General features: G+C 65.9%; 20 protein-coding genes. 12 read left to right on the top strand and 8 right to left on the bottom strand.

What is annotated here, in order from left to right; all coding sequences use genetic code 11:
- Positions 1 to 235: 235 nt before the first annotated feature.
- The 3 genes from BLU32_RS22315 to BLU32_RS09470 are packed head-to-tail and all read right to left on the bottom strand — an operon-like array spanning position 236 to position 5,529.
- A complete protein-coding gene (locus BLU32_RS22315) occupies positions 236 to 3,853 on the bottom strand; it encodes an efflux RND transporter permease subunit (protein WP_093806460.1) in 3,618 nt (1,205 codons plus the stop codon).
- Positions 3,850 to 4,953, bottom strand: coding sequence for an efflux RND transporter periplasmic adaptor subunit (locus BLU32_RS09475; RefSeq protein WP_093806458.1), 1,104 nt, complete (start codon positions 4,951 to 4,953; stop codon positions 3,850 to 3,852). The genes BLU32_RS22315 and BLU32_RS09475 overlap by 4 nt, the downstream gene beginning before the upstream one ends.
- A gap of 24 nt (positions 4,954 to 4,977) precedes the next feature.
- Positions 4,978 to 5,529, bottom strand: a complete 552-nt coding sequence (locus BLU32_RS09470) for a PadR family transcriptional regulator (protein ID WP_093806456.1) — start codon at positions 5,527 to 5,529, stop codon at positions 4,978 to 4,980.
- Between the two features lie 353 nt (positions 5,530 to 5,882).
- Between BLU32_RS09470 and BLU32_RS09465 the strand changes: the two genes are divergently transcribed.
- From BLU32_RS09465 to BLU32_RS09410, 12 genes are all read left to right on the top strand, one after another.
- Positions 5,883 to 6,302, top strand: coding sequence for a hypothetical protein (locus BLU32_RS09465; protein ID WP_093806454.1), 420 nt, complete (start codon positions 5,883 to 5,885; stop codon positions 6,300 to 6,302).
- 110 nt (positions 6,303 to 6,412) lie between these two features.
- Complete coding sequence (gene puuE, locus BLU32_RS09460) at positions 6,413 to 7,321, top strand: allantoinase PuuE (RefSeq protein ID WP_093806452.1); 909 nt, start codon at positions 6,413 to 6,415, stop codon at positions 7,319 to 7,321.
- Positions 7,322 to 7,793: 472 nt separating this feature from the next.
- A complete protein-coding gene (locus BLU32_RS21775; RefSeq protein ID WP_157727598.1) occupies positions 7,794 to 7,967 on the top strand; it encodes a hypothetical protein in 174 nt (57 codons plus the stop codon).
- Between the two features lie 267 nt (positions 7,968 to 8,234).
- Positions 8,235 to 9,131 (top strand): PaaX family transcriptional regulator C-terminal domain-containing protein, encoded by an 897-nt coding sequence (locus BLU32_RS09450; protein ID WP_093806450.1) that lies wholly within the window; start codon positions 8,235 to 8,237, stop codon positions 9,129 to 9,131.
- A 166-nt stretch (positions 9,132 to 9,297) separates the two neighbouring features.
- Positions 9,298 to 10,299, top strand: coding sequence for a 1,2-phenylacetyl-CoA epoxidase subunit PaaA (gene paaA, locus BLU32_RS09445; protein WP_093806448.1), 1,002 nt, complete (start codon positions 9,298 to 9,300; stop codon positions 10,297 to 10,299).
- Positions 10,300 to 10,333: 34 nt separating this feature from the next.
- Positions 10,334 to 10,621, top strand: coding sequence for a 1,2-phenylacetyl-CoA epoxidase subunit PaaB (gene paaB / locus BLU32_RS09440; protein WP_093806446.1), 288 nt, complete (start codon positions 10,334 to 10,336; stop codon positions 10,619 to 10,621).
- A gap of 19 nt (positions 10,622 to 10,640) precedes the next feature.
- Positions 10,641 to 11,393: a 1,2-phenylacetyl-CoA epoxidase subunit PaaC gene (paaC, locus tag BLU32_RS09435; protein WP_093806444.1), complete on the top strand. Its 753-nt coding sequence runs from the start codon at positions 10,641 to 10,643 to the stop codon at positions 11,391 to 11,393.
- 3 nt (positions 11,394 to 11,396) lie between these two features.
- Positions 11,397 to 11,915, top strand: coding sequence for a 1,2-phenylacetyl-CoA epoxidase subunit PaaD (gene paaD, locus BLU32_RS09430; protein WP_093806442.1), 519 nt, complete (start codon positions 11,397 to 11,399; stop codon positions 11,913 to 11,915).
- A 72-nt stretch (positions 11,916 to 11,987) separates the two neighbouring features.
- Complete coding sequence (gene paaE / locus BLU32_RS09425; RefSeq protein WP_093806440.1) at positions 11,988 to 13,067, top strand: 1,2-phenylacetyl-CoA epoxidase subunit PaaE; 1,080 nt, start codon at positions 11,988 to 11,990, stop codon at positions 13,065 to 13,067.
- 104 nt (positions 13,068 to 13,171) lie between these two features.
- On the top strand, positions 13,172 to 13,447 hold the full coding sequence (locus BLU32_RS09420; protein ID WP_157727597.1) for a hypothetical protein: 276 nt from the start codon (positions 13,172 to 13,174) through the stop codon (positions 13,445 to 13,447).
- 31 nt (positions 13,448 to 13,478) lie between these two features.
- Positions 13,479 to 15,254, top strand: a complete 1,776-nt coding sequence (locus tag BLU32_RS21770) for a hypothetical protein (RefSeq protein ID WP_157727596.1) — start codon at positions 13,479 to 13,481, stop codon at positions 15,252 to 15,254.
- 236 nt (positions 15,255 to 15,490) lie between these two features.
- On the top strand, positions 15,491 to 17,005 hold the full coding sequence (locus BLU32_RS09410) for a diguanylate cyclase domain-containing protein (RefSeq protein ID WP_172838553.1): 1,515 nt from the start codon (positions 15,491 to 15,493) through the stop codon (positions 17,003 to 17,005).
- Here BLU32_RS09410 and BLU32_RS09405 read toward each other — a convergent pair.
- The 5 genes from BLU32_RS09405 to BLU32_RS09385 form a co-directional block, all read right to left on the bottom strand.
- A complete protein-coding gene (locus BLU32_RS09405) occupies positions 16,990 to 17,715 on the bottom strand; it encodes an ABC transporter ATP-binding protein (protein WP_244501825.1) in 726 nt (241 codons plus the stop codon). The two genes, BLU32_RS09410 and BLU32_RS09405, sit on opposite strands and share 16 nt — an antisense overlap.
- Positions 17,702 to 18,490 carry an ABC transporter ATP-binding protein gene (locus BLU32_RS09400; protein ID WP_093806432.1) on the bottom strand — a complete coding sequence of 263 codons (789 nt, stop codon included), beginning with the start codon at positions 18,488 to 18,490 and terminating at the stop codon, positions 17,702 to 17,704. Before BLU32_RS09400 ends, BLU32_RS09405 begins: the two co-directional genes overlap by 14 nt.
- Positions 18,487 to 19,431 carry a branched-chain amino acid ABC transporter permease gene (locus tag BLU32_RS09395; protein WP_093806430.1) on the bottom strand — a complete coding sequence of 315 codons (945 nt, stop codon included), beginning with the start codon at positions 19,429 to 19,431 and terminating at the stop codon, positions 18,487 to 18,489. The genes BLU32_RS09400 and BLU32_RS09395 overlap by 4 nt, the downstream gene beginning before the upstream one ends.
- 2 nt (positions 19,432 to 19,433) lie before the next feature.
- Entirely contained in the window at positions 19,434 to 20,306 is an 873-nt protein-coding gene (locus BLU32_RS09390) for a branched-chain amino acid ABC transporter permease (protein WP_093806428.1), read from the bottom strand.
- A 106-nt stretch (positions 20,307 to 20,412) separates the two neighbouring features.
- Positions 20,413 to 21,567 carry an ABC transporter substrate-binding protein gene (locus tag BLU32_RS09385; protein WP_093806426.1) on the bottom strand — a complete coding sequence of 385 codons (1,155 nt, stop codon included), beginning with the start codon at positions 21,565 to 21,567 and terminating at the stop codon, positions 20,413 to 20,415.
- Positions 21,568 to 21,603 lie beyond the last annotated feature (36 nt).

Below are 21,603 nucleotides of genomic sequence, written 5' to 3'. Positions count from 1 at the left end.
CATCCATGGTCAGTGGAGTATCTGTTCCTTTTTGACGGACACCGGGCCGGACCAGGGCGAGCTCCTGGCGGAGCTGTATCTGGTGCCGCCCGGGGTGAGTGCAGGCGAGCACGCGAAGCTTTTCGGTCTGCCGCGCCCGCGCGTCTGATCGCTTGAGATCCGCAAAAACCTGGAAACACAAAAAAGCCGGCGGGAAACGATCCCGCCGGCTTTCTCGTGATGGCGTCGAGCGTCGCTATTCGGCCGCCTGCGGCAGGTCGTTCCGGTCGCCGGACGTCGGCGGGTTTTCTTTCACCGCTGCCGTCTTGCCGATCGGCGTGACATTGGCCGGAGCGGGGGCCGTGCCGACCCGTGTTCCGAAGGCCGCGTCCGCCGGTGTCGGCGCGGGCTGCGGCGTTCCTGTTGCAACCGCCTCGGCGGCGACCGGCCCGGCGTCCTGCGCGTTCGCGCCGCGCCGGGTGAAGAGACGCATCCACACCGTCGGGATCGCCAGCATCGTCGGGATCATGATCAGCGTCAGGATCGTGGAGAACCCCAGGCCGAAGATGATCGCCGTCGACAGCTGCACCCACCACACGGCGGTGACCGAGCCGACCTCGATGACACGGTTGAAGAAGTCGAAGTTGACCATCGTCATCATCGGGATGAGGCCGGCGATGGTCGTGGTCGTGGTCAGCAGCACCGGTCGGATGCGCTGCGCCGAGGTCTTCAGGATCGCTTCTATCGGCTCGATGCCGTCTTCTCTGAAACGATTGTAGGTGTCGATCAGAACGATGGCGTTGTTGACGACGATGCCGGCCAGCGCGACGACGCCCGTCCCGGTCATGATGATGGAGAACTTCTGTCCCATCAGCGCCATGCCGAGCAGCACGCCGAAGACCGACATGATCACCGTCGAGAGCGTCAGGATCGTCTGGTAGAAGCTGTTGAACTGCGTCACCAGGATGATGAACATCAGGAACAGCGAGCCGATCATCGCCTTTTGCAGGAATTCGCCCGACTCCTTCTGGTCCTCGTCCGCGCCGCGGAACTTGAGGAACACGTTGTCGGCAAAGGTCTGGCCGTCGAGCCAGGCCTGAAGCTCGCCGACCTTGTCGTCGGCGGTCGCCGGGCGGGTCACGCCGTCGTCGGTTGTGATCGTCGCGTCCGGGGCGACATTGGCCTTCACGTCCATCGCGTAGAGCCCGTCGCGGCGGGTGATCGAGGTCACCTTCTGCTGCGGCTGGCGGTCGATGAAGTTCGACAGCGGCACCAGTCCGAGCTCGGTCTGCAGTCGCAGGCTGTCGAAGCGGTCGAGCGTGCGCTCGGATTCCGGCAGCCGGACGCGGATGTCGACCTCGTCCTCGGAATCGTCCGGCCGGTAGTTGCCGATCAGCACGCCGTTGGTGACGAGCTGCACCATCGCGCCGACCGAGCCGATGCCCGCCTGGAAGCGGCCGGCCTGCTCGCGGTCGATGGTGATCTGCCACTCGATGCCGGGAAGCGGCCGGCTGTCCTCGCGGTCCTGCAGGCCGTCCATCGTGTCGACCTGGTCGCGCACCCGGCCGATCGCCGTCACCAGATCGTCGTAGCTCGTCGAGGTGATCTGCAGGTTGACGTCCTTGCCCGTCGGCGGGCCGCCCTCGATCTTGCGAACCTCGACCCGGATGCCGGGAAGCGACGCGGTGCGTGTACGGATCTCTGCGAAAATGTCCTCCGCCTTGCGCCGGCAGCAGAAGTCGGCAAGCTCGATGTTCAACTCGCCGATCACGTCTGCGGGCTTGTCCTGGACGCCGCCGAGCCCGTCGCCGCCGCCTCCACCGCCACCGGCGGTCGCGTTCATCACCACGTTGTCGATGCCGGGAACGGTGAGGACCACCGCCTCGACGTCGTCGACGAGATCGAGCGCCTCGCGCACCGAGAAGTTGCCGCGACCGGAAACCAGGATCACGGCGGCCTCCGGCTCTTCGTCGACGAAGAACTCGACGCCCTGCATGTTCTGCTGGAAGTAGAGCGTGATCCCGCCGGCGATCAGCACGACGGCTGCGAGCGTCACCACGTTGCCGAGCGCGGTGCCGGCGGCAAAGCTGAGGAACCGTACATAGGCGCCGGTCGCGCCCGCGACTTTCTTGGGGTCGAAATGCGCGTCGGCCGACAGTTGCCGGGCCGCGGCCTGTTCCCTGTCCGCCAGTTTCTGCGCCCTGGCGCGCGAGCGCTCCACCACCGGCTTGAACACACGGTAGGAGAGGGCGCCAAGGCCAAGGCCCGCAACAACGCCGAGCGGGATCAACGCTGCCTGGGGCAGGGCGAAGGGCAACACTCCGCCGGCCATGGCGACGGCGAAGGCAACGGCAAGACCGACCATGCCGGCCAGAATGGCGGCGGCGTGGCGGCCCGACCAGGAAATCACGCCCGACAGCACCACGCCGGTCACCGGCAGGAACACGAGCGCGGTGAGCAGCGAGGCGGACAGCACGATCACCACCATGATCGGCAGGTAGCTCATGAATTCACCCGCGACGCCCGGCCACAGCAGCATCGGCAGGAAGGCGGCGAGCGTCGTCGCGGTGGAGGAGACGATCGGCCAGAACATCAGCCGCGAGGCGCGGATATAGGCCTCCTGCGCCGGCATGCCTTCCGCGATCTTTCGGTCGGCGTATTCCACCATGACGATGGCGCCGTCGACCAGCATGCCGACGGTCAGCACCAGGCCGAACATCACCATGGTGTTCACGGTCATGCCGATGGTGGACAGGATCAAAAAGCCGATCATGAAGGAGGTCGGGATCGAGATGCCGACCAGAAGCGCCGATTTCGGTCCGAGCGCCCAGATCACCAGGATCATCACCAGGAAGATCGCCGTCATGATCGAGGACTGCAGCGAGCCCAGGATGTCGAAAATGTTTTCCGACTTGTCGAGCAGGTAGTCGACCCGGATCGCATCCGGCCAGTCGCCGGTCGCGCTGTCGACGACGTCGCGCACGGCGGCGTTGTTCTCGATGATGTTGGTGCCCTTGCGCTTCACCACGTTGATGGTGATCGCGGGCTGGCCGTTGACGCGGGTGAAGCTCGTCGGATCCTTGAAGGTGCGGCGGATCTCGCCGATGTCGCCGAGCGTGACGACGCCTTCTCCCGACTGCTTGACCGGCAGCGAATAGACGTCCTCGGCGTTCTCGACGAGACCGGGCACCTTGACGTTGAAGCGGCCCTGGCCGTTGTCGAGGAAGCCGGCGGGCACCAACTGGTTGTTCTGCGACAGCGAGGTCAGCAGGTCCTGCTGGGTGACGCGGTAGGATTCCAGCTTCATGGAATCGATCACGACCTCGAGCATTTCCTCGCGGTGGCCGGACAGCTCCGCCTCCAGCACGGTCGGGACGGCCTCGATCTCGTCCTTCAAGCGCCGGGCGTGCTGATAGAGCGTGCGTTCGGGCACCGCGCCCGACAGCGCTACATAGATGGTCGGTTGCAGCGCGAAATTCGTCTCGTTGATCGTCGGTTCCTCGGCCTCCTCGGGGAGCTTCGCCTTGGCCTGGTCGACCTTGTCGCGGACATCGGCGAGCGCCTTGTCCTTGTCGAAGGAAATGTCGAACTCGAGCACGACGCCGAGATGGCTTTCGGCGGAGATCGTGGTGATCTCCTTGAGGCCGTCGAGACCGCGCAACGCGGTTTCCATCGGCCGCGCCAGAAGTCGCTCGGCGTCTTCGGGCGAGATGCCCTGCTGGGTGACCGAGACATAGAACACCGGGATGTCGATGTCCGGATCGGCTTCTTTCGGGACGGCGATATAGGCGAGGATGCCGGCCGTGACCATCACCAGCATGAGGGTGATGACGGTGCGCGGGCGACGCAGGACGCTTTCAAGCATGTCGATCATTTCGGCGCCTCCGCCATCTGCCGCACCGGTTCGACGGTCTGGCCCTCTGTTACATAGTCCTGGCCGGCAGTGATCACCGACAGCGTCTCGGGAAGTCCGGACACCCAGATGCCGTCCGTGTCGCCGCCCAGGATCGTGACCGGATGGAAGACGACCGTGTCGTCGTCGGCGACGGCCCGCACGCCGACCGTGCCGGCGTCGTTCAGCGTGAGAATGCCGGAGCTCAGCCGGTGCGCCTTCTGCAACGCGAGCGGCACCCGCGCCGTTGCGGTGATGCCGTCGCGAACCGCGCCGTCGGGATTGGCGATCTCGATCTCGACCCGGAAGGTGCGGGTGGCATCGTCGGACGCCGGCGCGATGTAGCGGATGGCGCCCTTGACGGTCTCCCCCGTCACAAGTTCCACCTCGGCCGCCTGGCCGATCGACAGCTTGCCGACGTCGCGTTCCGACACCTGGCCGATGGCAAGGATCGGGTCCGCGTCGATCAGTGTGGCGCAGACCTGGCCGGTGGCCAGGATCGTGCCGACCTCGACCATCGGGCTTTCCACCACGCCGCCGATCGGGGCGGTGATGACGGTGCGCGACAGTTCAAGCTGCTGTTCCTCGAGCCTGGCGGCTGCGGCGTCCATTGCCGCCTTCTGCGCCGCGACCCGGGTCTGGGCAGCAAAACCCTTGGTCTGCAATTGCGTCGCGGCCGAATGGTCGAGCTTCGCTTGGGCCAGCAGTGCCTCGGCTTCCAGCACCTTGGCCTGCCGCGCGCCCTTGTCGAGAACGCACAACACGTCGCCGCGCTCGACCCGGTGGCCTTCGCCAACCTTGCGCTCCGCGACGCGGCCGGTGGTTTCCGCGCGCACAGCCACGGCCGCTTCGGCTTCGGTGCGACCCCGGATCACCATCACCGAACTGCGCTCTTCAGCGGCGATGTCGCGCACGGCGACGCGAAACGGCGTCGCATCCTGCTCGCTGCTGCGCTCGGCCGGCGGCGGCGTGGCGTTGGCGGCATCGGCGCGCCCGCCTTCGATATAGGTGCCGGTCCACATCCAGCCGGCGACGCCGGCGGTGATCGCGACTGCGAGAATGTGGGAAAAGCGGATCGTCATGACCTGAGGTCTCCGGGTCGATTTCTATTCGGCCGCAGCGGGGAGGTCTGCTGCCGTGTGTGGTTCGAGGGTCTCGATGCGGGCGCGGTTTTCCGTCAGGAAGGCAATGTCCTGACGCATGCAATGGCGGCCGTAATCGAGAATGAATTTGGTCGGTGCGTGGCTGCATTCCTCGGCAATGCCGTCGAGCTTGGCGAATTCTTCATGCAGGTTTTGCAGCCGGTGATCGATGGCCGCGCGGATGGTCTGCGTGTCGACGAGATCCGCGCACATGGCAACGAGAAGAAACGGCGAGCGGAAGGTGTCGGGCGCGGGTGTCTCGCTCAGTGCTTCCACGAAAGCTTCGCGGCCGGCCTCGGTGATGGAATAGATCTTTCGCGACGGCTTGCCGCTTTGCGCTTCCTCGCGCACGGTCACGAGGCCGTCGGACTCCAGGCGGGCGAGGGCGGGGTAGATCGAGCCGAAACTCGCGTCGACGAAATAGCTGTAGCGGCCTTCGGTGGACAGCTTGCGGATCTCGTAGCCGGTGGCGTCCCCGAAATTGAGAATCGCGAGACACAGGGTCCGTACGCTCATGAGGGTCGTCCTTTCCGGTTGCCGTCGCTGGCAGGTTGCCGTCCCTGAAGGGTCGAAGGCCATGCGCCTGTTCTGCCGGCACCTTCGGGAACGAGCCGCAATATTCACAATCCGTTATATATCGGCTCGATATATCCTCGCTGTATATATAGGCTTGAGGAAAGGGTGCAAGACCCGGCGTCATTTTTCCCGCGTGTCCTTGAAGTTGCCGGCGAAGACCACAGGATAGAGGAGGAGTGTGATCGTGCGGGCGGCGCGGAAACGGGGCTGCGCCAAAGGGCCGCGTCGACATGGCGGCCCGGCTGCGCACATGATCGGTCGTTCGATTGCGCAACGAGCTTTGGAGGCATCCGATGGCAGACGACAGGACCGGCCGCGACGGCGCGGCGGACGATACGACCTTTCGCGAGCCCGATTCCCTGCGCTCGCTCTGGGCGTCTCCGTTTTTCCGGTTGCTTGCGATCAACTGGCTGATCGGCGCCTTCGTTTCCGTGATGGTGCTTGGCGGACTGATGTTTTTCGACACGGCGAACCTGCGCAGCCTCATTCTCAATTCCGACAATCCGGTGCTGCCGGTCGTCGTCCTGCTGTTCGGGCTGATGATCACGCTGTGTTCGGCGGCGATGGGCGCGGCCGTGATGGCGCTGCCGTCCGCGGAGCGCAACGACCGCGGCGGAAAGGGCGGCAAGGGCCAGCGTCTCGACGAGGGACTTGCGGCCATGTCCGGGCTTCGGCCGGCGCTCCGGCCCGCGCCGGTGCGCGTGCGGTCATAGCCTTCCGGCGGGTCGAGCGGGTGGAATCTCTTGCATCGCGCCCGCGTTTTGGGTTTCTTCGCTGCGATACGTGACGGCACCTGCCAGCGGCGAACACGGGACCCATCTCCATGAGCGACACCTATCCGCGCGACCTGATCGGCTACGGACGCGAGACGCCCGACCCGCAATGGCCGAATGGCGCCAAGGTCGCGGTTCAGTTCGTCCTCAACTACGAAGAGGGCGGCGAGAACTGCATCCTGCATGGCGACACGCACTCCGAGGCCTTCCTGTCGGAGATCGTCGGCGCGGCGGCCTGGACGCGCCAGCGCCACATGAACATGGAATCGATCTACGAATACGGCGCGCGCGCCGGCTTCTGGCGGCTGTGGCGGATGTTCACGAGCCGTGCCATGCCGCTCACCGTCTATGGCGTCGCCACCGCGCTCCAGCGCAATCCGCAGGCGGTCGAGGCGATGAACGAGGCCGGCTGGGAAATCGCCTCGCACGGCCTCAAGTGGATCGAGTACAAGGACTTCTCGCGCGACGACGAACGCCGCCACATGGACGAGGCGATCCGCATCCACGAGGAGGTGACCGGTTCGCGTCCGCTCGGCTGGTACACGGGGCGCTCGTCGGAACACACCCGCGACCTTGTGATGGAGGAGGGCGGGTTCCTCTACGATTCCGACAGTTACGCAGACGACCTGCCCTATTGGGTGGAAGGGCCGTCGGGGCCGCATCTGGTCATTCCCTATACGCTCGACGCCAACGACATGCGCTTTGCAACCCCGCAGGGCTTCAACTCCGGCGACCAGTTCTTCGCCTATCTCAAGGACACGTTCGACACGCTCTATGCGGAAGGCGAGGCGGGCGCGCCGAAGATGATGTCGGTCGGGCTGCACTGCCGGCTCGCCGGACGTCCGGGCCGCGCGGCAGCCCTTGCGCGCTTCCTCGACTATGTCGCTGCCCACGAGGACGCCTGGGTCGCGCGGCGCATCGACATCGCCTGGCACTGGCATGCCCATCACGCCGGCTGAGCAAAAAAATATGCGTTTGCGCAAATTTCGCTTGACGGGCATATGCGCCCCATGGTGTATTATGATACGTGGATTTAATGGGGATAAGTGCGTTTCGCGCTTGATCGAAAAGTAAATTCTATCTAAAAAGGGCCTGCAGGTTTTTCCTGCAGGCCCTTTTCGTTTGTCTAGCGTCGTCGGCGCCCGCGAGCAGGCAATCGAAATTTGAAGCTAGATACCAGTTGGCATTGGTCATCTATCACTTCGTCGGCCTCCAACGCAATAGGGCGCTAGGAGTGAAGCCTATTACCAGGCTGAAACCGGGCCAGAAGGCCCCTGCCTCCGGGCAATATGAGCGTGTTGGCCCTCGCGGCGGACGCAAGGGCGTAGAACGTACGGTGGTGAAGGGCGAGCCCTTGCCTCCCACGACCAAGTCTGGCGAAAGCTACATCTTGGTCGATCGTTCGAAAAACGGTGCAGGGAGGGGGCGCTGATGTCGCGCAGAAGAAGTCCTCCTTTAACACCGGAAATGGCCGCTGAAATCAAGGCTATGGGTCGGGATACCGATCTCATGCAGCATGAAATCGCGGCTCATTTGAACGTCAATCAAGGGCGCGTCAGTGAAGTGCTTTCCGGAAAGCGCTTTCCGGAAGTCCGCCCGAGTTAAGCTGACAGGGGGCGCCTCTGGCGCCCCCTGTTTTGCCTCCAGGTCTTGTGATTTGCGTCATCCCGGACGGAGCGTTCGCGCAGATCCGGGATCGGGGAGGCACGGCCTCTCGGGCTCGATCAGGGAAGGTCCGGGCTCTCCGATACCGGGTCGCGGCTTGCGCCTTGCCCGGTATGACGCTGCGGGTAAGCAGAGCCGCTTCGTGTTTTCAGGGGGTAAAGCAGTTTGACATCATCACCCTGGTTCCAGAAATGAAGTCAGCTGTCGATGGATAAGCACTCTTCTCCCGACGCCTGTGTCGCGGCGCTTGTCGAGCGGCTGCAGGCGACGCAGCCTTTGCGCGTCTGGTCGCTGATCGTCACGATCTTCGGCGACATTGTGGCGCCGCGCGGCGGTGAGGTCTGGGCCGGGACGCTGTCCGATCTTCTGGCCGAAATGCGGATCGATGCGGCGGCCGTGCGGGCCGCGCTCTCCCGGCTTGCGCGGGACGGCTGGGTCGACCGGATGAAGGTCGGCCGGCTCAGCTACTACCGGCTGTCCGCCGAGGGACACCGGGTCTTCGTGCCGGCGCTGGCGCGGGTGTACCGGCTGAGCGACCATCGCGAGGCGGCGGCGGCCTTGCGGGTCGTGGTGCTTCCCGAAAGCGAGGAGCGCGGTTCCCTGCGCGACGGCGCGCTGAAGTCCGGTTACGGCGCGCTGGGCGCGTCGGTTCTGGTCGGCACCTCCGCCAGCCCGCCGCTCGAGGGGGCGGGCGCGGAGCGCTGTATCCATCTCGCCGCCGAGGTGATCGGCGGATCGGCGGCGGATCTCGCCGCGCGCGCCTTCGACCTGCCGCCGCTTTCGGAGCGCTATCGCCGCTTCATCGCCGCCTTCGCGCCGCTCGATACGGCTCTTGCAAAGGGCGGCGCTCCATCCGATGCCGGCGCGATGGTCGCCCGCACGCTGCTCATTCACGATTATCGCCGGCTGATCTTGCGCGATCCGATGCTGGCGGCCGAGCTGCTGCCTGCGGACTGGCCGGGGCGTGAGGCAAACGCACTCACCGCCCGGATCTATGCCGCGCTTCGTCCCGGCGCGGAGCGCTGGATCGTGCAAAACGCCCGCTCGACTGCCGGCCCGCTGCCCGCGCAGGCCCCAGAGGACAGCGCGCGGTTTTCCTCTTAGTTTCGCGTTTTCAGAGACTTGCCGCAGTGCGTCACAACGTGTGACAAAAACTGCTTGAAACCCAAAATATTCGTCACGTATAGTCGTCTCACGCTGGCGCGGAACGGGACGGATCCGCGTGTCTTTTTCCGGAAACGGACGGCGGACGGTTCGAGGAGGTTTCACCATGTATACCCAGGCACTCAATGCGCGGGACACCGAGACAGGAGCCGTCGAGGACGCGGATCGCGTCGCGGCGTTCCAGGCGCGCGTCGATGCGGAAGAGAAGATCGAGCCGAACGACTGGATGCCGGAGGGCTACCGCAAGACCTTGGTGCGCCAGATCTCGCAGCACGCCCATTCCGAGATCGTCGGCATGCTGCCGGAGGGCAACTGGATTTCCCGCGCGCCGACCCTGAAGCGCAAGGCAGCGCTCCTTGCCAAGGTGCAGGACGAGGGCGGCCACGGTCTCTATCTCTATTCCGCCGCCGAGACGCTGGGCGTGTCGCGCGAGGAACTGACCGAGCAGCTTCTCTCCGGCAAGGCGAAATATTCCTCGATCTTCAACTATCCGACGCTGACCTGGGCCGACATCGGCGCCATCGGCTGGCTGGTCGACGGTGCCGCGATCATGAACCAGATCCCGCTGTGCCGCTGTTCCTTCGGACCCTATTCGCGCGCGATGATCCGCGTCTGCAAGGAAGAGAGCTTCCACCAGCGCCAGGGCTACGAGCTGCTGCTGGAGATGGTGCGCTCTTCCGAGGAGCAGAAGGAGATGGTGCAGGACGCGCTGAACCGCTGGTGGTGGCCGTCGCTGATGATGTTCGGGCCGTCGGACACCAACAGCAAGCATTCCGCGCAATCGATGGCCTGGAAGATCAAGCGCTTCACCAACGACGAGCTGCGCCAGAAGTTCGTCGACGCGACGGTGCCGCAGGCGCATTACCTCGGCCTGACCATTCCAGACGAAAAGCTCGCCTTCAACGAGGAGAGCGGCCACTGGGAATTCGGCGCGATCGACTGGGACGAGTTCATGCGCGTCGTCGCCGGCGACGGGCCGTGCAACCGCGAAAGGCTCGCCGCGCGCAACAAGGCGCATGAAGACGGCGCCTGGGTGCGCGAGGCAGCCCTTGCCTTTTCGCAAAAACGCGCCGACCGCCGCGAGGCCGCCCGTCACGCGGCCGAGTGAGCCGCCGAACGATTTGCCCGAGGGAGAGACGAACATGACCGAGAAAACCACACCGCTTTGGGAAGTCTTCATCCGTTCGCGCACCGGCATGGCGCATCGCCATTGCGGCTCGGTGCATGCAGCGGATGCGGAAATGGCGCTGCAGGCGGCGCGCGACGTCTACACGCGGCGCGGCGAGGGCCTGTCGATCTGGGTGGTGCCGTCCGCCGAGATCGTCGCCTCCGATCCGGCGCAGAAGGACGAGATGTTCGAGCCGACCGCCTCCAAGATCTACCGTCATCCGACCTTCTACGAGATCCCCGAAGAAGTCGGAAACATGTGAGCGGCGGGAGCGCACATCGATGACCAGCGATCTTTTCACCTACACGCTTCGCCTTGCCGACGACGCGGCCATTCTCGGCCAGCGGCTCGGCGAATGGTGCGGCCACGCGCCGACGCTCGAGGAAGACATCGGCCTTGCCAATGTCGCGCTCGATCACATCGGCCAGGCGCGCAACCTCTATACCTACGCCGGCGAGGTCGAGGGCGCGGGCCGCGACGAGGACCAGCTCTGCTTTCTGCGCAAGGAACGCGAGTTCGGCAACTGCCTGCTGGTGGAACAGCAAAACGGCGATTTCGCGCAGACCATCGCGCGCCAGCTGTTCTTCTCCGCCTTCATGCTGCCGTTCTGGCGCAAGCTGACCGGCTCGAAGGACGAGACGCTGTCGGCGATTGCCGCCAAGGCGGAGAAGGAAGCGGCCTACCACCTGCGCCATTCCGGCGAATGGACCATTCGTCTGGGCGACGGCACGGCGGAAAGCCGGGCGCGCATGCAGGACGCCATCGATCTGCTGTGGCCCTATACGGGTGAGCTTTTCGAGGCCGACGGCGTGGTGGAACGGCTGGTTGCCGAGGGCATTGCCGTCGATCCCGAGACCATCCGCGACGAATGGCACGCGACCTTGCGCCGGGTGTGCGACGAGGCGACGCTGGCGCTGCCGCCGGAGGGCTGGATGCAGACCGGCGGGCGGTCCGGCCGGCATTCGGAGAGCTTCGGCCATCTGCTTTCCGAGATGCAATACATGCAGCGCGCCTATCCCGGGATGCGGTGGTAGGCCATGAACACCGACCCGCAGACCGCCGCCGTCGATGCCGCAGCCGCCCGCATGCGGGCCTGGGAGATCGCGGCGCAAGTGCCCGATCCGGAAGTGCCGGTGCTGACCATCGGCGATCTCGGCGTGCTTCGCGACGTGCGGCTGATGGAGGACGGCACGGTCGAGGTCGACATCACGCCGACCTACACCGGCTGTCCGGCCATGTCGGTCTTCACCATGGACATCGAGACAGCACTCCTCGAGGCGGGCTTCAAGACCGTGCGCATCAAGACCGTGCTGTCGCCGGCCTGGACCACCGACTGGCTGAGCGAGGAGGCGCGCGAGAAGCTGCGCGCCTACGGCATCGCGCCGCCGGCCGGAAAGGCCTCGCGCCGGGCGCTCTTCGGCGACGACGAGGTCGCCTGTCCGCGCTGCGGATCGCTTGCCACCGAAAAGGTCTCGGAGTTCGGCTCGACCGCCTGCAAGGCGCTGTGGCGCTGCACGGCGTGTTCCGAGCCCTTCGACTATTTCAAGTGTCACTGATCGAAATCTGACAGAACACTCCGGCGCGGCCGCCCCATACGCGGGCCCGCCGGTTTTGAGGGAGGAAGCCGCATGTCGCCGCGTTTTCATGCGTTGAAGGTCAAGGATGTCCGGCGCGAGACCGCCGAGGCGGTGTCGATCTCCTTCGAGGTGCCGGAGGAGCTGCGCGAGGCCTATCGCTTCGCCGCCGGGCAGTATCTGACGCTGCGCGCGATGATCGGCGGCGCGGACGTGCGCCGCTCCTATTCGATCTGCGCCGGCGAGGACGACGGCGAATTGCGCGTCGCGGTGAAGAAGATCGACGGCGGCGCGTTTTCCTCTTTTGCCAACGAGAACGTCGCGCCCGGCGACGAGATCGATGTGATGACGCCCTCGGGGCGCTTCGTCCTGCCGCAGCACGACGGTGGACCGCGCACGCTGATCGCCGTTGCCGCCGGGTCCGGCATCACGCCGGTGCTTGCGATGATCCGCACGGTGCTGACCCGCGAGCCGGAGAGCGAGTTCTATCTCTTCTACGGCAACCGCACGGCGCAGAGCATCATCTTCAAGGACGAGATCGAGAACCTGAAGGACCTGTTCCCGACCAGGCTCGGCGTCTTCCACGTGCTGTCGCGCGAGACGCAGGATGTCGACATGCTGTCGGGCCGCCTCGATGCCGACAAGCTCCAGGTGCTCCTGACCCATGCCGTGCCGGCCAAGGACGCCGACGGGATTTTCCTCTGCGGTCCGGGCGAGATGATCGAGACGGCGAGCGGCGCGCTTGCAGCGCTCGGCCTCGACGAGGCGCGCATCCACCGCGAGTTCTTCACGCCAGCCGACGGCTCCGCGCCGCATGCGCCCAAGCCCGCCCATGACGGTGCTGCCACCGATCATGCGGCGAGCGCCGAGCTGATCATCGACGGCACCCGCGTGTCCGTGCCGGTCAACGCGGGCGAGACCATCGTCGACGCCGCGATCCGCGCCGGCATCGAGGCGCCTTACTCCTGCAAGGGCGGCATGTGCTGCACCTGCCGCGCCAAGGTTGAGAGCGGCGAGGTCGACATGGCGGTGAACTATTCGCTGGAACCCTGGGAAGTCGACGCCGGCTTCGTCCTCACCTGCCAGTCGCGGCCCGTCAGCAAGACGGTGGTGCTCGACTACGACGCGATGTGAGGGGCGGGGCGGCACCGCAACCCGGCCACAGCGTCGTCCCGGAAGCCGACCCCGGCGTCATCCCGGCCGAATGCAATGAGAGCCGGGATCGGAGAGGCACAGTCTTGCAGATCTCTATGACGGACGGGCCCTGGCTCCCCGATACCGGGTCGCGGCGTCGCCTTGCCCGGTATGACGAGCGGAAGGACGCGAGCTCAGCACCCCGCGTCAACATCCCGGACGCAGCCCCATCCTCCGCCGTCATCCCGGACCTGATCCGGGATCCAATCGTTTCCGAAAGCGACGGCGAGGGCGCGCCGGCGTTTGCCGCAGGCGCGGGGACAGCCGCCGCCGATACGGGTGCCAATGGACCCCGGCTCGGCGGCCGGGGTGACGCCTGAGAGGGGGAAGTGGCCTCCATCGACAGCCCCCTTGCGCGACCGATCCGAACACGCGAAACTTGGCCCGTTTTCAATCGAGGCGCGCGCATTGGCCGACAAGGATTTCGACCGCGAGGAATTTCAACAGTGGCTCAAGGGCCATCCGCCCGAGGTTGCCGTGGCGCTGGCGTCGCGGGCGGCCTTGCGGGTGCTTCCCATAGTCGGACGGGGTAAGGCGGCCTCGGAGAAAACCGTCGACACCCTTTTTCTGCCGCTGTTGCGTGCTACCACTCTGGCGTGGTTGTTTGTTGATGACAGGAACCACGCCAGAGTGAATCGCGCCGCCGCCGCTGACGCCGCCCGCGCCGCCGCCGACGCCGCCGCCCCCTACGCCTCCGCCGCCGCCTTCGCCGCCGCCGACGCCGCCGCCGCCGACGCCTACGCCTCCGCCGACGCCGCCGCCTACGCCGCCGCCTACGCCTCCGCCGCCGCCTTCGCCGCCGACGCCGCCGACGCCGCCGCCGCCGCTCTAAAGTCGGATCGCGAGGCGATCGAGACCGGCGTGCCGGCGCTGGATCTGGCGCGGCGCCAGCTGTGGCCGGGGAACATTCCGGAAGACCTTGCGGGCAATTGGAGAGAGCTGCGAAAGGGCCTTCTTGCCCTCGATCCCAACTGGTCGGTCTGGACGGACTGGTACGACGACCGTCTCGCCGGGCGACCGGCGGACCTGGAGTTTGATATCGCGCGGGCCAATCTGCCGGAGGCGCTCTGGGACAAGGGTGCGAAGGCTGTCAACGCGGAACTCGTACGCATCCGGGACGAGTTTCGGGCGAAGCGCAGCCCGGCGAGCGAACCGGAGGAAGCAGCCGACCAATCGGATACCGACAACGGTACGCTTTCCGACGAAGCCTTGGTTCAGGGCCCCGGCGTTCTGCATTTTGTCCCAGGCGAGACCGCCATGGACGTTGCCCATGTCACGTCGGAGCTTTCGGTTCCCGAGGCGACGCGGGACGCGCTGCACGACGGGTTGATCGGGCTTCTGCGGGAGGCGCTGGAAGAAGACGAAAAGGCATGTGATGCGCAGCGCAACCACGATTTCCCGGAACGGCTTGAGCGGCCTCTTCGCAAACTCATCGCGTTTCTGGAAAGCGCGGACGGCAAGCAGGGCGGCGCGCTGCTTCATTCAAGTCGCCGGTTCCTTACGCGCGTTTCGGAGCTGATGCGCGAGGGCGGCACCGGGCTCGCCGAACTGGACGATCCGCTGAACGAGGCGGTCGAGGCGCTGGCCGAGTTGAAGGCCTGCTACCCCGAGATCACCAAAATCGAGCGCGACCGGCTGCGAAACGAAATCACCGCCCGCAATCAGGACCGGGTGGTCGCGGCGCTCGACCGCATGACCAAAACGCTTGAGGCCCGGCCCGACGCGCTCACCGAGGAGGCCCGTCAGAAGCTCGCCGAGCTTTCCGAAGCGACGACCGAGGAGAGCGACCCGGAAACCCAGGCGAACCTCGCCGCCGATCAGGCGCAAGTCGACCGCAATCTCGCCAAGGCGTCGACCAGGACCTTGCGCGACATTCAGCGCGAGACGGTCGATATCGCCAAGGCCGAACTCAAGAAGGAAGCGCTCGACGGTCTGGTGCGCAAGCCGATCCGGTGGGCCACGCGCACGGTCCTGCGCACCATGCTTCCGGGTGTTCGTGAGTTGGAAGACCTTCTGCCGAGCTACGAGAAGCTGCGCGAGCAGATCGAACGCATTCTCGAACGCGAGCCGGAAGACGACGACCCGGACGCCGATCCGCCCGACGACGACAGCGATAACGACGACTGATCCTCCTCGCGTCGCCTAGTGCACTATGCCCCACTCCGTCGTCGTCCCGGACCCGATCCGGAAACCAATCGTTTCCGAAAGCGAAGGCGAGGGCGCGCCGGGGTGGACAAGGGTTTTCCGCGCGCCATGCTGCTGTCTCCCGCCATCCCGCGTTAACGACGCGGGAACCATGTCGTTTAGTTGAAGATTCAACACTGTCCGCCATGGTACTGGCCAACAACGAAAAGGGATGTTCGATGGCGCGCTGGATGAAAATGCGGGAGAGCAACATCGCCGTGGGGATCTATCTGATCTGCGCGGCGGTGGTGATCGCTTTTGCCGTATCGAACGCGCATGTGCTGACGCGCGCCGGCGGCATCGCCGACGAGGTGCGCGCCGGTGACGAGCGGAACCTGGTGCGCAACGAGGTATCCCGCCAGATCGAGATTCTCGCCCGCGACCAGTCGCAGATCTCCCATTGGGACGAAGCGGTGCGCGCGCTCATCTCCCGGATAGACTGGGAGTTCGTCCGCGAGGAGATGGCCGACTGGCTGTGGGACGATTTCGGCATCCAGACGACCATCGTGATCGGACCCGATGACGTGCCGCGCGTGATGGTGTTCGAGGACGACATCCGCACGGTCACGGAAGCGCAGAGACACGTCGATCTTGCCTTCGACCTGATCGCCGATGCCCGGGACGCCTATATGGCCAAACGGCTGCCGCATGGCGAGAGGTACACCATTCTCGGGCATCCGGTGCGTTCGAAGACACCGATCTATGTCTCCGATTTCCGGCTGATCGATGGCGAGGTCAACATGATCGTCGCACAGGCCATCGTTCCCGACGATGAGGAAACGCTGCCGGAAGGCCTTCCCAATGTGCTGCTGACGCTGAAGCCGCTGACGCCCGCCATGATCGCGGAGGCCGGAAAAAAGCTCGGCATTCAGGATGTCGCCGTGGTGCCGGCGAGGGAAGTGCCGGCCGGGGCAGGATCCCTGCGCATGAGCCGGGAAGAGGACGCAAATGCGCTTTACGCCATCTGGACGCCCGGGCGGCCGTCGACGGTTGTCTGGGCCCAGGCTTTGCCGGTGCTTGCCGGTGTGGTCGCTTTGGCGATGCTGGCGCTTGGCGCGGTGGCGCTCCTTTATGGTCGCGCCCTGCGCCGTATGCAGAAGAGCGAGGCGCGCAACCGGTTTCTGGCGCATCACGACGCCCTGACCGGATTGCCCAACCGGCTCTATTTCGACCGGGTGCTGGAAGAGATCCTGAGCCGGGGCGAGCAGGACCGCTGCGCGGTGCTGTGCATCGATCTCGACCGCTTCAAGGCGGTGAACGACACCTTCGGCCACAGCGCTGGCGACACGGTGCTGCGTACGGTGGCTTCGCGGATCCTCGCCACCGTCAAGGGGCGGGGGATCGCGGCACGTGTCGGCGGCGACGAGTTCATCGTCCTGCTGCACGAGGGGCTGGGGCGCGATGCCGTGCGGTTATTGTGCGACGGGATCGTCGAAAGAATCTGCGCCGAAATTCCCATCGAGGGCGGTCGCACGGCCGTGGGTGCCAGCATCGGAGTGGCCTGGTGGCCGGAGGATGCGAAGACGGCCAAGTCGATCATTCGCAGCGCCGACGAGGCGCTTTACCGCGCCAAGGAAGACGGGCGCGGACGCGCCTGTCTCTCCGATGATCCGGGGGCGGACGGGCAGGACCGTGAGCATGCGGATCCCGGTGAACGGATCGCGGCGCGGGTCGCGCCTCACACGCCGAGATAGGCCTCGCGCACCCGGTCGTCGGTGAGAAGCTCCTTGCCCGGGCCGCTCATCGCGATCTCGCCGGTCTCGATGACATAGCCCCGGTCGGCGATGGAAAGCGCTGCAAAGGCGTTCTGCTCCACCAGGAAGATCGTGACGTCGTCGGTGTCGCGCAGCCGCGCGATGATCTCGAACACCTGATCGACCAGCACCGGCGCAAGCCCCATGGACGGTTCGTCGAGAAGCAGGAGCTTCGGCCGGCTCATCAGTGCGCGGCCGATGGCGAGCATCTGCTGCTGTCCGCCCGACAATCCGCCGGCCGGATTGCGCCGGCGTTCCTTCAGGACCGGGAACAGAGCGTAGACCCGCTCCAGATCGTCCACGATCTCCTTGTCCTTGCGCAGGTAGGCGCCGAGGCGCAAGTTGTCCTCGATCGCGAGCGGCGTGAAGATCTGCCGGCCCTCCGGAACCTGAGCAATGCCGGCACGCACGCGCGCATGCGGGCTGGCCCGCGTGATGTCGGCGCCTTCGAAGGACACGCGTCCGCCGGTGACCGGCTGGACGCCGGAGAGCGCGCGCAGGAGGGTGGTCTTGCCCGCGCCGTTTCCGCCGACGAGCGCGACGATCTCGCGCGCGCCGACGTGCAGCGACAAGCCGTGCAGCGCCTCGATGCGGCCGTAGGCTGAGGTGAGATCCGCGACGGACAGGAGGGGGGCTTCAGTCGAGAGCAAGGTTCGCCTCCCGCGTTCCATGGGTTCCCAGATAGGCCTCGATCACCTTGGGGTTGGAGCGGATCTCCGCGCCGGGGCCTTCCGCCAGCACGCGGCCCTGGTCGAGCACCAGCACCTTGTCGGAAATGCGCATGACGAGCTTCATGTCGTGTTCCACAAGCACCACCGCGACGCCGTCGTCGGCGATGGAGCGGATCAGCCGTTCGATCTCTTCCGTTTCCACCGCATTGCAGCCGGCGGCCGGTTCGTCGAGCAGGAGCACCTTGGGGTCGGCTGCGAGCGCGCGGGCGATTTCCAGACGCTTCAAGGCGCCATAGGGCATGGAGGCGGCCGGCGTGTCGGCGTAATCCGCCAGTCCGACGCGCGCCAGCAGGGTGTCCGCGATCTGCGCGCTTTCCCGGTTCTGGCGAAGCGTGGAGGGGAGTGCGAGGAGATGGGCGAGCAGGCCGCGTTTCTCCTTGAGGTGACGGCCGACCATGACGTTCTCGCGCGCCGTCATGCGAAAGAACACCTGCAGGTTCTGGAAGGTGCGCGACAACCCGCGCTCGGCGAGACGGTTCGGCTCCAGCGCGGTGACCTCCGCGCCGTCGAGGCGCACCTGGCCGGTCTTGGGCTGGTAGACGCCGGAGACCAGATTGAACAGCGTGGTCTTGCCCGCGCCGTTGGGGCCGATGATGGAAAACACCTGCCCCGTCTCGGCGGAAAAGGAGACATTGTCGACGGCGCGCACGCCGCCGAAGGCGATGCCGATGTCCTGGACCGAAAGGATGCTCATTTGCGCCTCCGCTGGAAAAGCGCGGCGAGGCTTGGAACAATGCCGCTTCTGAGCACAATCATGATCACCATCATCATCAGGCCGAGCAGCATGTGCTCGTATTCGTGGAAAGTGGTGAGGAGCTGCGGCAGCACGACGAGGATCGCAGCACCCGCCACCGATCCGAGGATCGAGCCCATTCCGCCGACGACCACCATGGTCACCAGCTCGATGGAATGCAGGAAGTTGGCCGTTTCCGGGGTGACGAAGCCGTTGACCAGCGCCAGCGCCGATCCGGCGACGGAGGCGTAGACGGCGGAAATGACGAAGACGCGGACCTTGTAGCGGGCGACATCGATGCCGGCGACGCGGGCGGCGACTTCCGAATCGTGCAAGGCCCTGAGCGCGCGGCCCGTGGGGCTTGCCACCAGGTTGACCGCGATCCATGCTCCGACGACGAGAAGCCCGCCGGTGATCCAGTACCAGGTCTCCGCGCCGCGCGCGCGCCAGCCGAACAGCGTCATGCGGTTGACCGGCATGCCGTCGGGACCGCCGGTCAGCCAGGATTCGTTGGAGATCGCCATGGCGATGAGAATGCCGAAGCCGAGCGTCGCGACGGCGAGATAATGGCCCTTGAGTTTCAGGATCGGCCGTCCGACGGCAAAGGCGATCAGCCCGCAGACCACCGCGCCGGCAAGGGCGGCGAGGAGCGGATGCAGTCCGAATTGCGCGGGAAGCACGGCGACCGCATAGGCGCCGAGGCCGAAGAAACCGGCATGGCCGAGGCTGACCTGGCCGGCATAGCCCATCAGGAGGTTCAGCCCGATCACCGCGAGCGCGGAGATCCACACGAGTGCTGCGACCCGCAGGTAGAAGTTCGAGGGCAGCGCGAAGGAGAGCGCCACGACGAGGACGGCGATGGCGAGCGGCACCGCGAGACGGTGGGAGAAGAGGGCGGGCATGGTCACACGCGCTCCACGCTGGCGCGACCGAACAGGCCGCCGGGCATGACGAAGAGTACGCCCAAGATGACGATGAAGGCGATGGCGTCCTTGTAGGTGGAGGAGAGATAGCCCGCGCCAAAGGCCTCGAGCAGGCCGACCGTCAGCCCGCCGACGATGGCGCCAAGCGGATTGCCCATGCCGCCCAGCATCGCGGCGGCGAAGCCCTTCAGCGCCAGCAATGTGCCGATGTCGTAGCTCGTCAGCGTGATCGGCGTGACCAGAATGCCGGCGATCGCGCCGATGGCGGCGGAGACCACGAAGGAGAAGCCGACGACGAAGGAGGTGTTGATGCCGACGAGCCTCGCCGCCAGGCGGTTGGCTGCGGTGGCGAGCACCGCCTTGCCCAGAAGCGTGCGGTTGAAGAAGGCCCAGAGCGCCAGCACGATGATGCCGGCCCCGGCCAGCACCCAGAAGCTTTGCGGCAGGATCGCGGCGCCGCCGAAGCGGATCGGCGTGTCGCCGGAAAACGACGGCAGCGAGTGGAACTGCTTGTCGAAGACCACCTGGGCGAGGCCGCGCAGAAAGATCGATGCGCCGATGGTGATGATGATCAAGGTGACCGGCGAGGCGCCGCGCGCCGGCTCGATCGCAAACCGGTGCAGCGCCAGCCCGACCGCCATGGCGGCGGCGATGGCGATCAGGGCTGCCACGGGAAGCGGGATGCCGGCGGCGGTCAGGAACACGGTCGCCATGCCGCCGATCATGACGAATTCGCCTTGCGCGAAATTCACCACGTCGGAGGCGTTGTAGATGATGGTGAAGCCGAGCGCGACCAGCGCGTAGACCGCGCCGACCGTCAGGCCGGATACACTGAATTGCAGGAATTCGGGCATGGATCTCCGCCGCCACGTCAGGGGGCCGTACGCGGGATGCGCCGGCTCGATGCGGGTGAAGGCCCGCCGCGCTGTGGCGCGCGGCGGGGAAGTGCGGGTGCCGGCTTTACTCGACCAGGGCCCAGTCGCCGTCCCTGATTTCGAGCATGCGGAAGGCCGTCAGGTCGAGACCGAGGTGATCGTCGGCCGACATGTTGACGACGCCGGCGGTGCCCATGAATCCGCTCGTCTTCTCGATCTCGTCGCGGACGGCGGCGGGATCTTCGGAGCCTGCGCGCTTCATCGCCTCGACCAGGATCATCAGCCCGTCATAGGCGTGACCGCCGAATGTCGACACCGGCTGGCCGGTCGCGTCCTCATAGGCGCTCTTGTAGCCGGTGACGACGGACTTCTGCGGGTCGCTGTCGGGCAGCTTTTCCGCAACCAGCAGCGCGGAGGCCGGCAGGCGCACGCCTTCCGCCGCATCGCCGGCGAGGTCGATGAACGACTTGGAGGCGACACCGTGGCTCTGGTAGAGCGGCACGTCGAAGCCGAGCTGACGGTAATTGCGGGTGACGATGGCCGGACCCTGACCGAAGCCCGGGTTGATCACGGCCTGCAGCCCTTCCGCCGACTTGATGTTGGTCAGCTGCGGCGTCATGTCGGAATCCTTCGGCCCGTAGGTCTCGTCCGCGACGATCTCGATGCCGTAGTTTCCGACCACGTCGAGGCACTGGCCGCGCATCGACTTGCCGAAGCCGCCGGTGCCGGAGATCATGCCGATCCTGGCGATGCCGCGTGCCTTCATGTCGGTGAAGACCTTCTCGCAGGCCATGCGGTCGGTGTGCGGGGTCTTGAAGACGAACTCCTTGACCGGATCGATGATGACCACCGCGCCGGCGAGCGAGATGAAGGGAATGCCCGCATCCTCGAACACCGGAACCATTGCCATCGTGGCGCCGGTGGTGGAGCCGCCGACCATGGCGACGATGCCGTCGTCTTCCACGAGGCGGGTCGCGAAGGTGCGCGCCTTGCTGGCGTTGCCGCCGTCGTCATAGACGATCAGCTCCAGCTGCTTGCCGTTGACGCCGCCGTCCTGGTTGATCCTGTCGACATAGAGTTCCAGCGTCTTGGCTTCCGGATCGCCCAGAAACGATGCCGGTCCCGTGACGGCGAGCGACGCGCCGATCTTGATGGTGTCGGCAGCCATTGCGGTGGTTGCGAACATCGCCGCACCGGCCAGAAGGGCAGCGCCCCCGAGGTATGTCTTCAGTTTGGTCATGATTTCCTCCCAGATTTGGCTCTCAGGCCATGTTTG

It is taken from the genome of Stappia sp. ES.058, assembly GCF_900105595.1.
Taxonomy (GTDB): Bacteria; Pseudomonadota; Alphaproteobacteria; order Rhizobiales; family Stappiaceae; genus Stappia.
Note: the sequence above shows the minus strand (reverse complement) of the source record. Positions and strands in the feature narration are given on the sequence as shown.

Coding starts and splice junctions, on each gene's coding strand:
- BLU32_RS22315 (WP_093806460.1), bottom strand. CDS start 3,853: ATGATCGACATGCTTGAAAGCGTCCTGCGTCGCCCGCGCACCGTCATC.
- BLU32_RS09475 (WP_093806458.1), bottom strand. CDS start 4,953: ATGACGATCCGCTTTTCCCACATTCTCGCAGTCGCGATCACCGCCGGC.
- BLU32_RS09470 (WP_093806456.1), bottom strand. CDS start 5,529: ATGAGCGTACGGACCCTGTGTCTCGCGATTCTCAATTTCGGGGACGCC.
- BLU32_RS09465 (WP_093806454.1), top strand. CDS start 5,883: ATGGCAGACGACAGGACCGGCCGCGACGGCGCGGCGGACGATACGACC.
- puuE (WP_093806452.1), top strand. CDS start 6,413: ATGAGCGACACCTATCCGCGCGACCTGATCGGCTACGGACGCGAGACG.
- BLU32_RS21775 (WP_157727598.1), top strand. CDS start 7,794: ATGTCGCGCAGAAGAAGTCCTCCTTTAACACCGGAAATGGCCGCTGAA.
- BLU32_RS09450 (WP_093806450.1), top strand. CDS start 8,235: ATGGATAAGCACTCTTCTCCCGACGCCTGTGTCGCGGCGCTTGTCGAG.
- paaA (WP_093806448.1), top strand. CDS start 9,298: ATGTATACCCAGGCACTCAATGCGCGGGACACCGAGACAGGAGCCGTC.
- paaB (WP_093806446.1), top strand. CDS start 10,334: ATGACCGAGAAAACCACACCGCTTTGGGAAGTCTTCATCCGTTCGCGC.
- paaC (WP_093806444.1), top strand. CDS start 10,641: ATGACCAGCGATCTTTTCACCTACACGCTTCGCCTTGCCGACGACGCG.
- paaD (WP_093806442.1), top strand. CDS start 11,397: ATGAACACCGACCCGCAGACCGCCGCCGTCGATGCCGCAGCCGCCCGC.
- paaE (WP_093806440.1), top strand. CDS start 11,988: ATGTCGCCGCGTTTTCATGCGTTGAAGGTCAAGGATGTCCGGCGCGAG.
- BLU32_RS09410 (WP_172838553.1), top strand. CDS start 15,491: ATGGCGCGCTGGATGAAAATGCGGGAGAGCAACATCGCCGTGGGGATC.
- BLU32_RS09400 (WP_093806432.1), bottom strand. CDS start 18,490: ATGAGCATCCTTTCGGTCCAGGACATCGGCATCGCCTTCGGCGGCGTG.
- BLU32_RS09395 (WP_093806430.1), bottom strand. CDS start 19,431: ATGCCCGCCCTCTTCTCCCACCGTCTCGCGGTGCCGCTCGCCATCGCC.
- BLU32_RS09390 (WP_093806428.1), bottom strand. CDS start 20,306: ATGCCCGAATTCCTGCAATTCAGTGTATCCGGCCTGACGGTCGGCGCG.
- BLU32_RS09385 (WP_093806426.1), bottom strand. CDS start 21,567: ATGACCAAACTGAAGACATACCTCGGGGGCGCTGCCCTTCTGGCCGGT.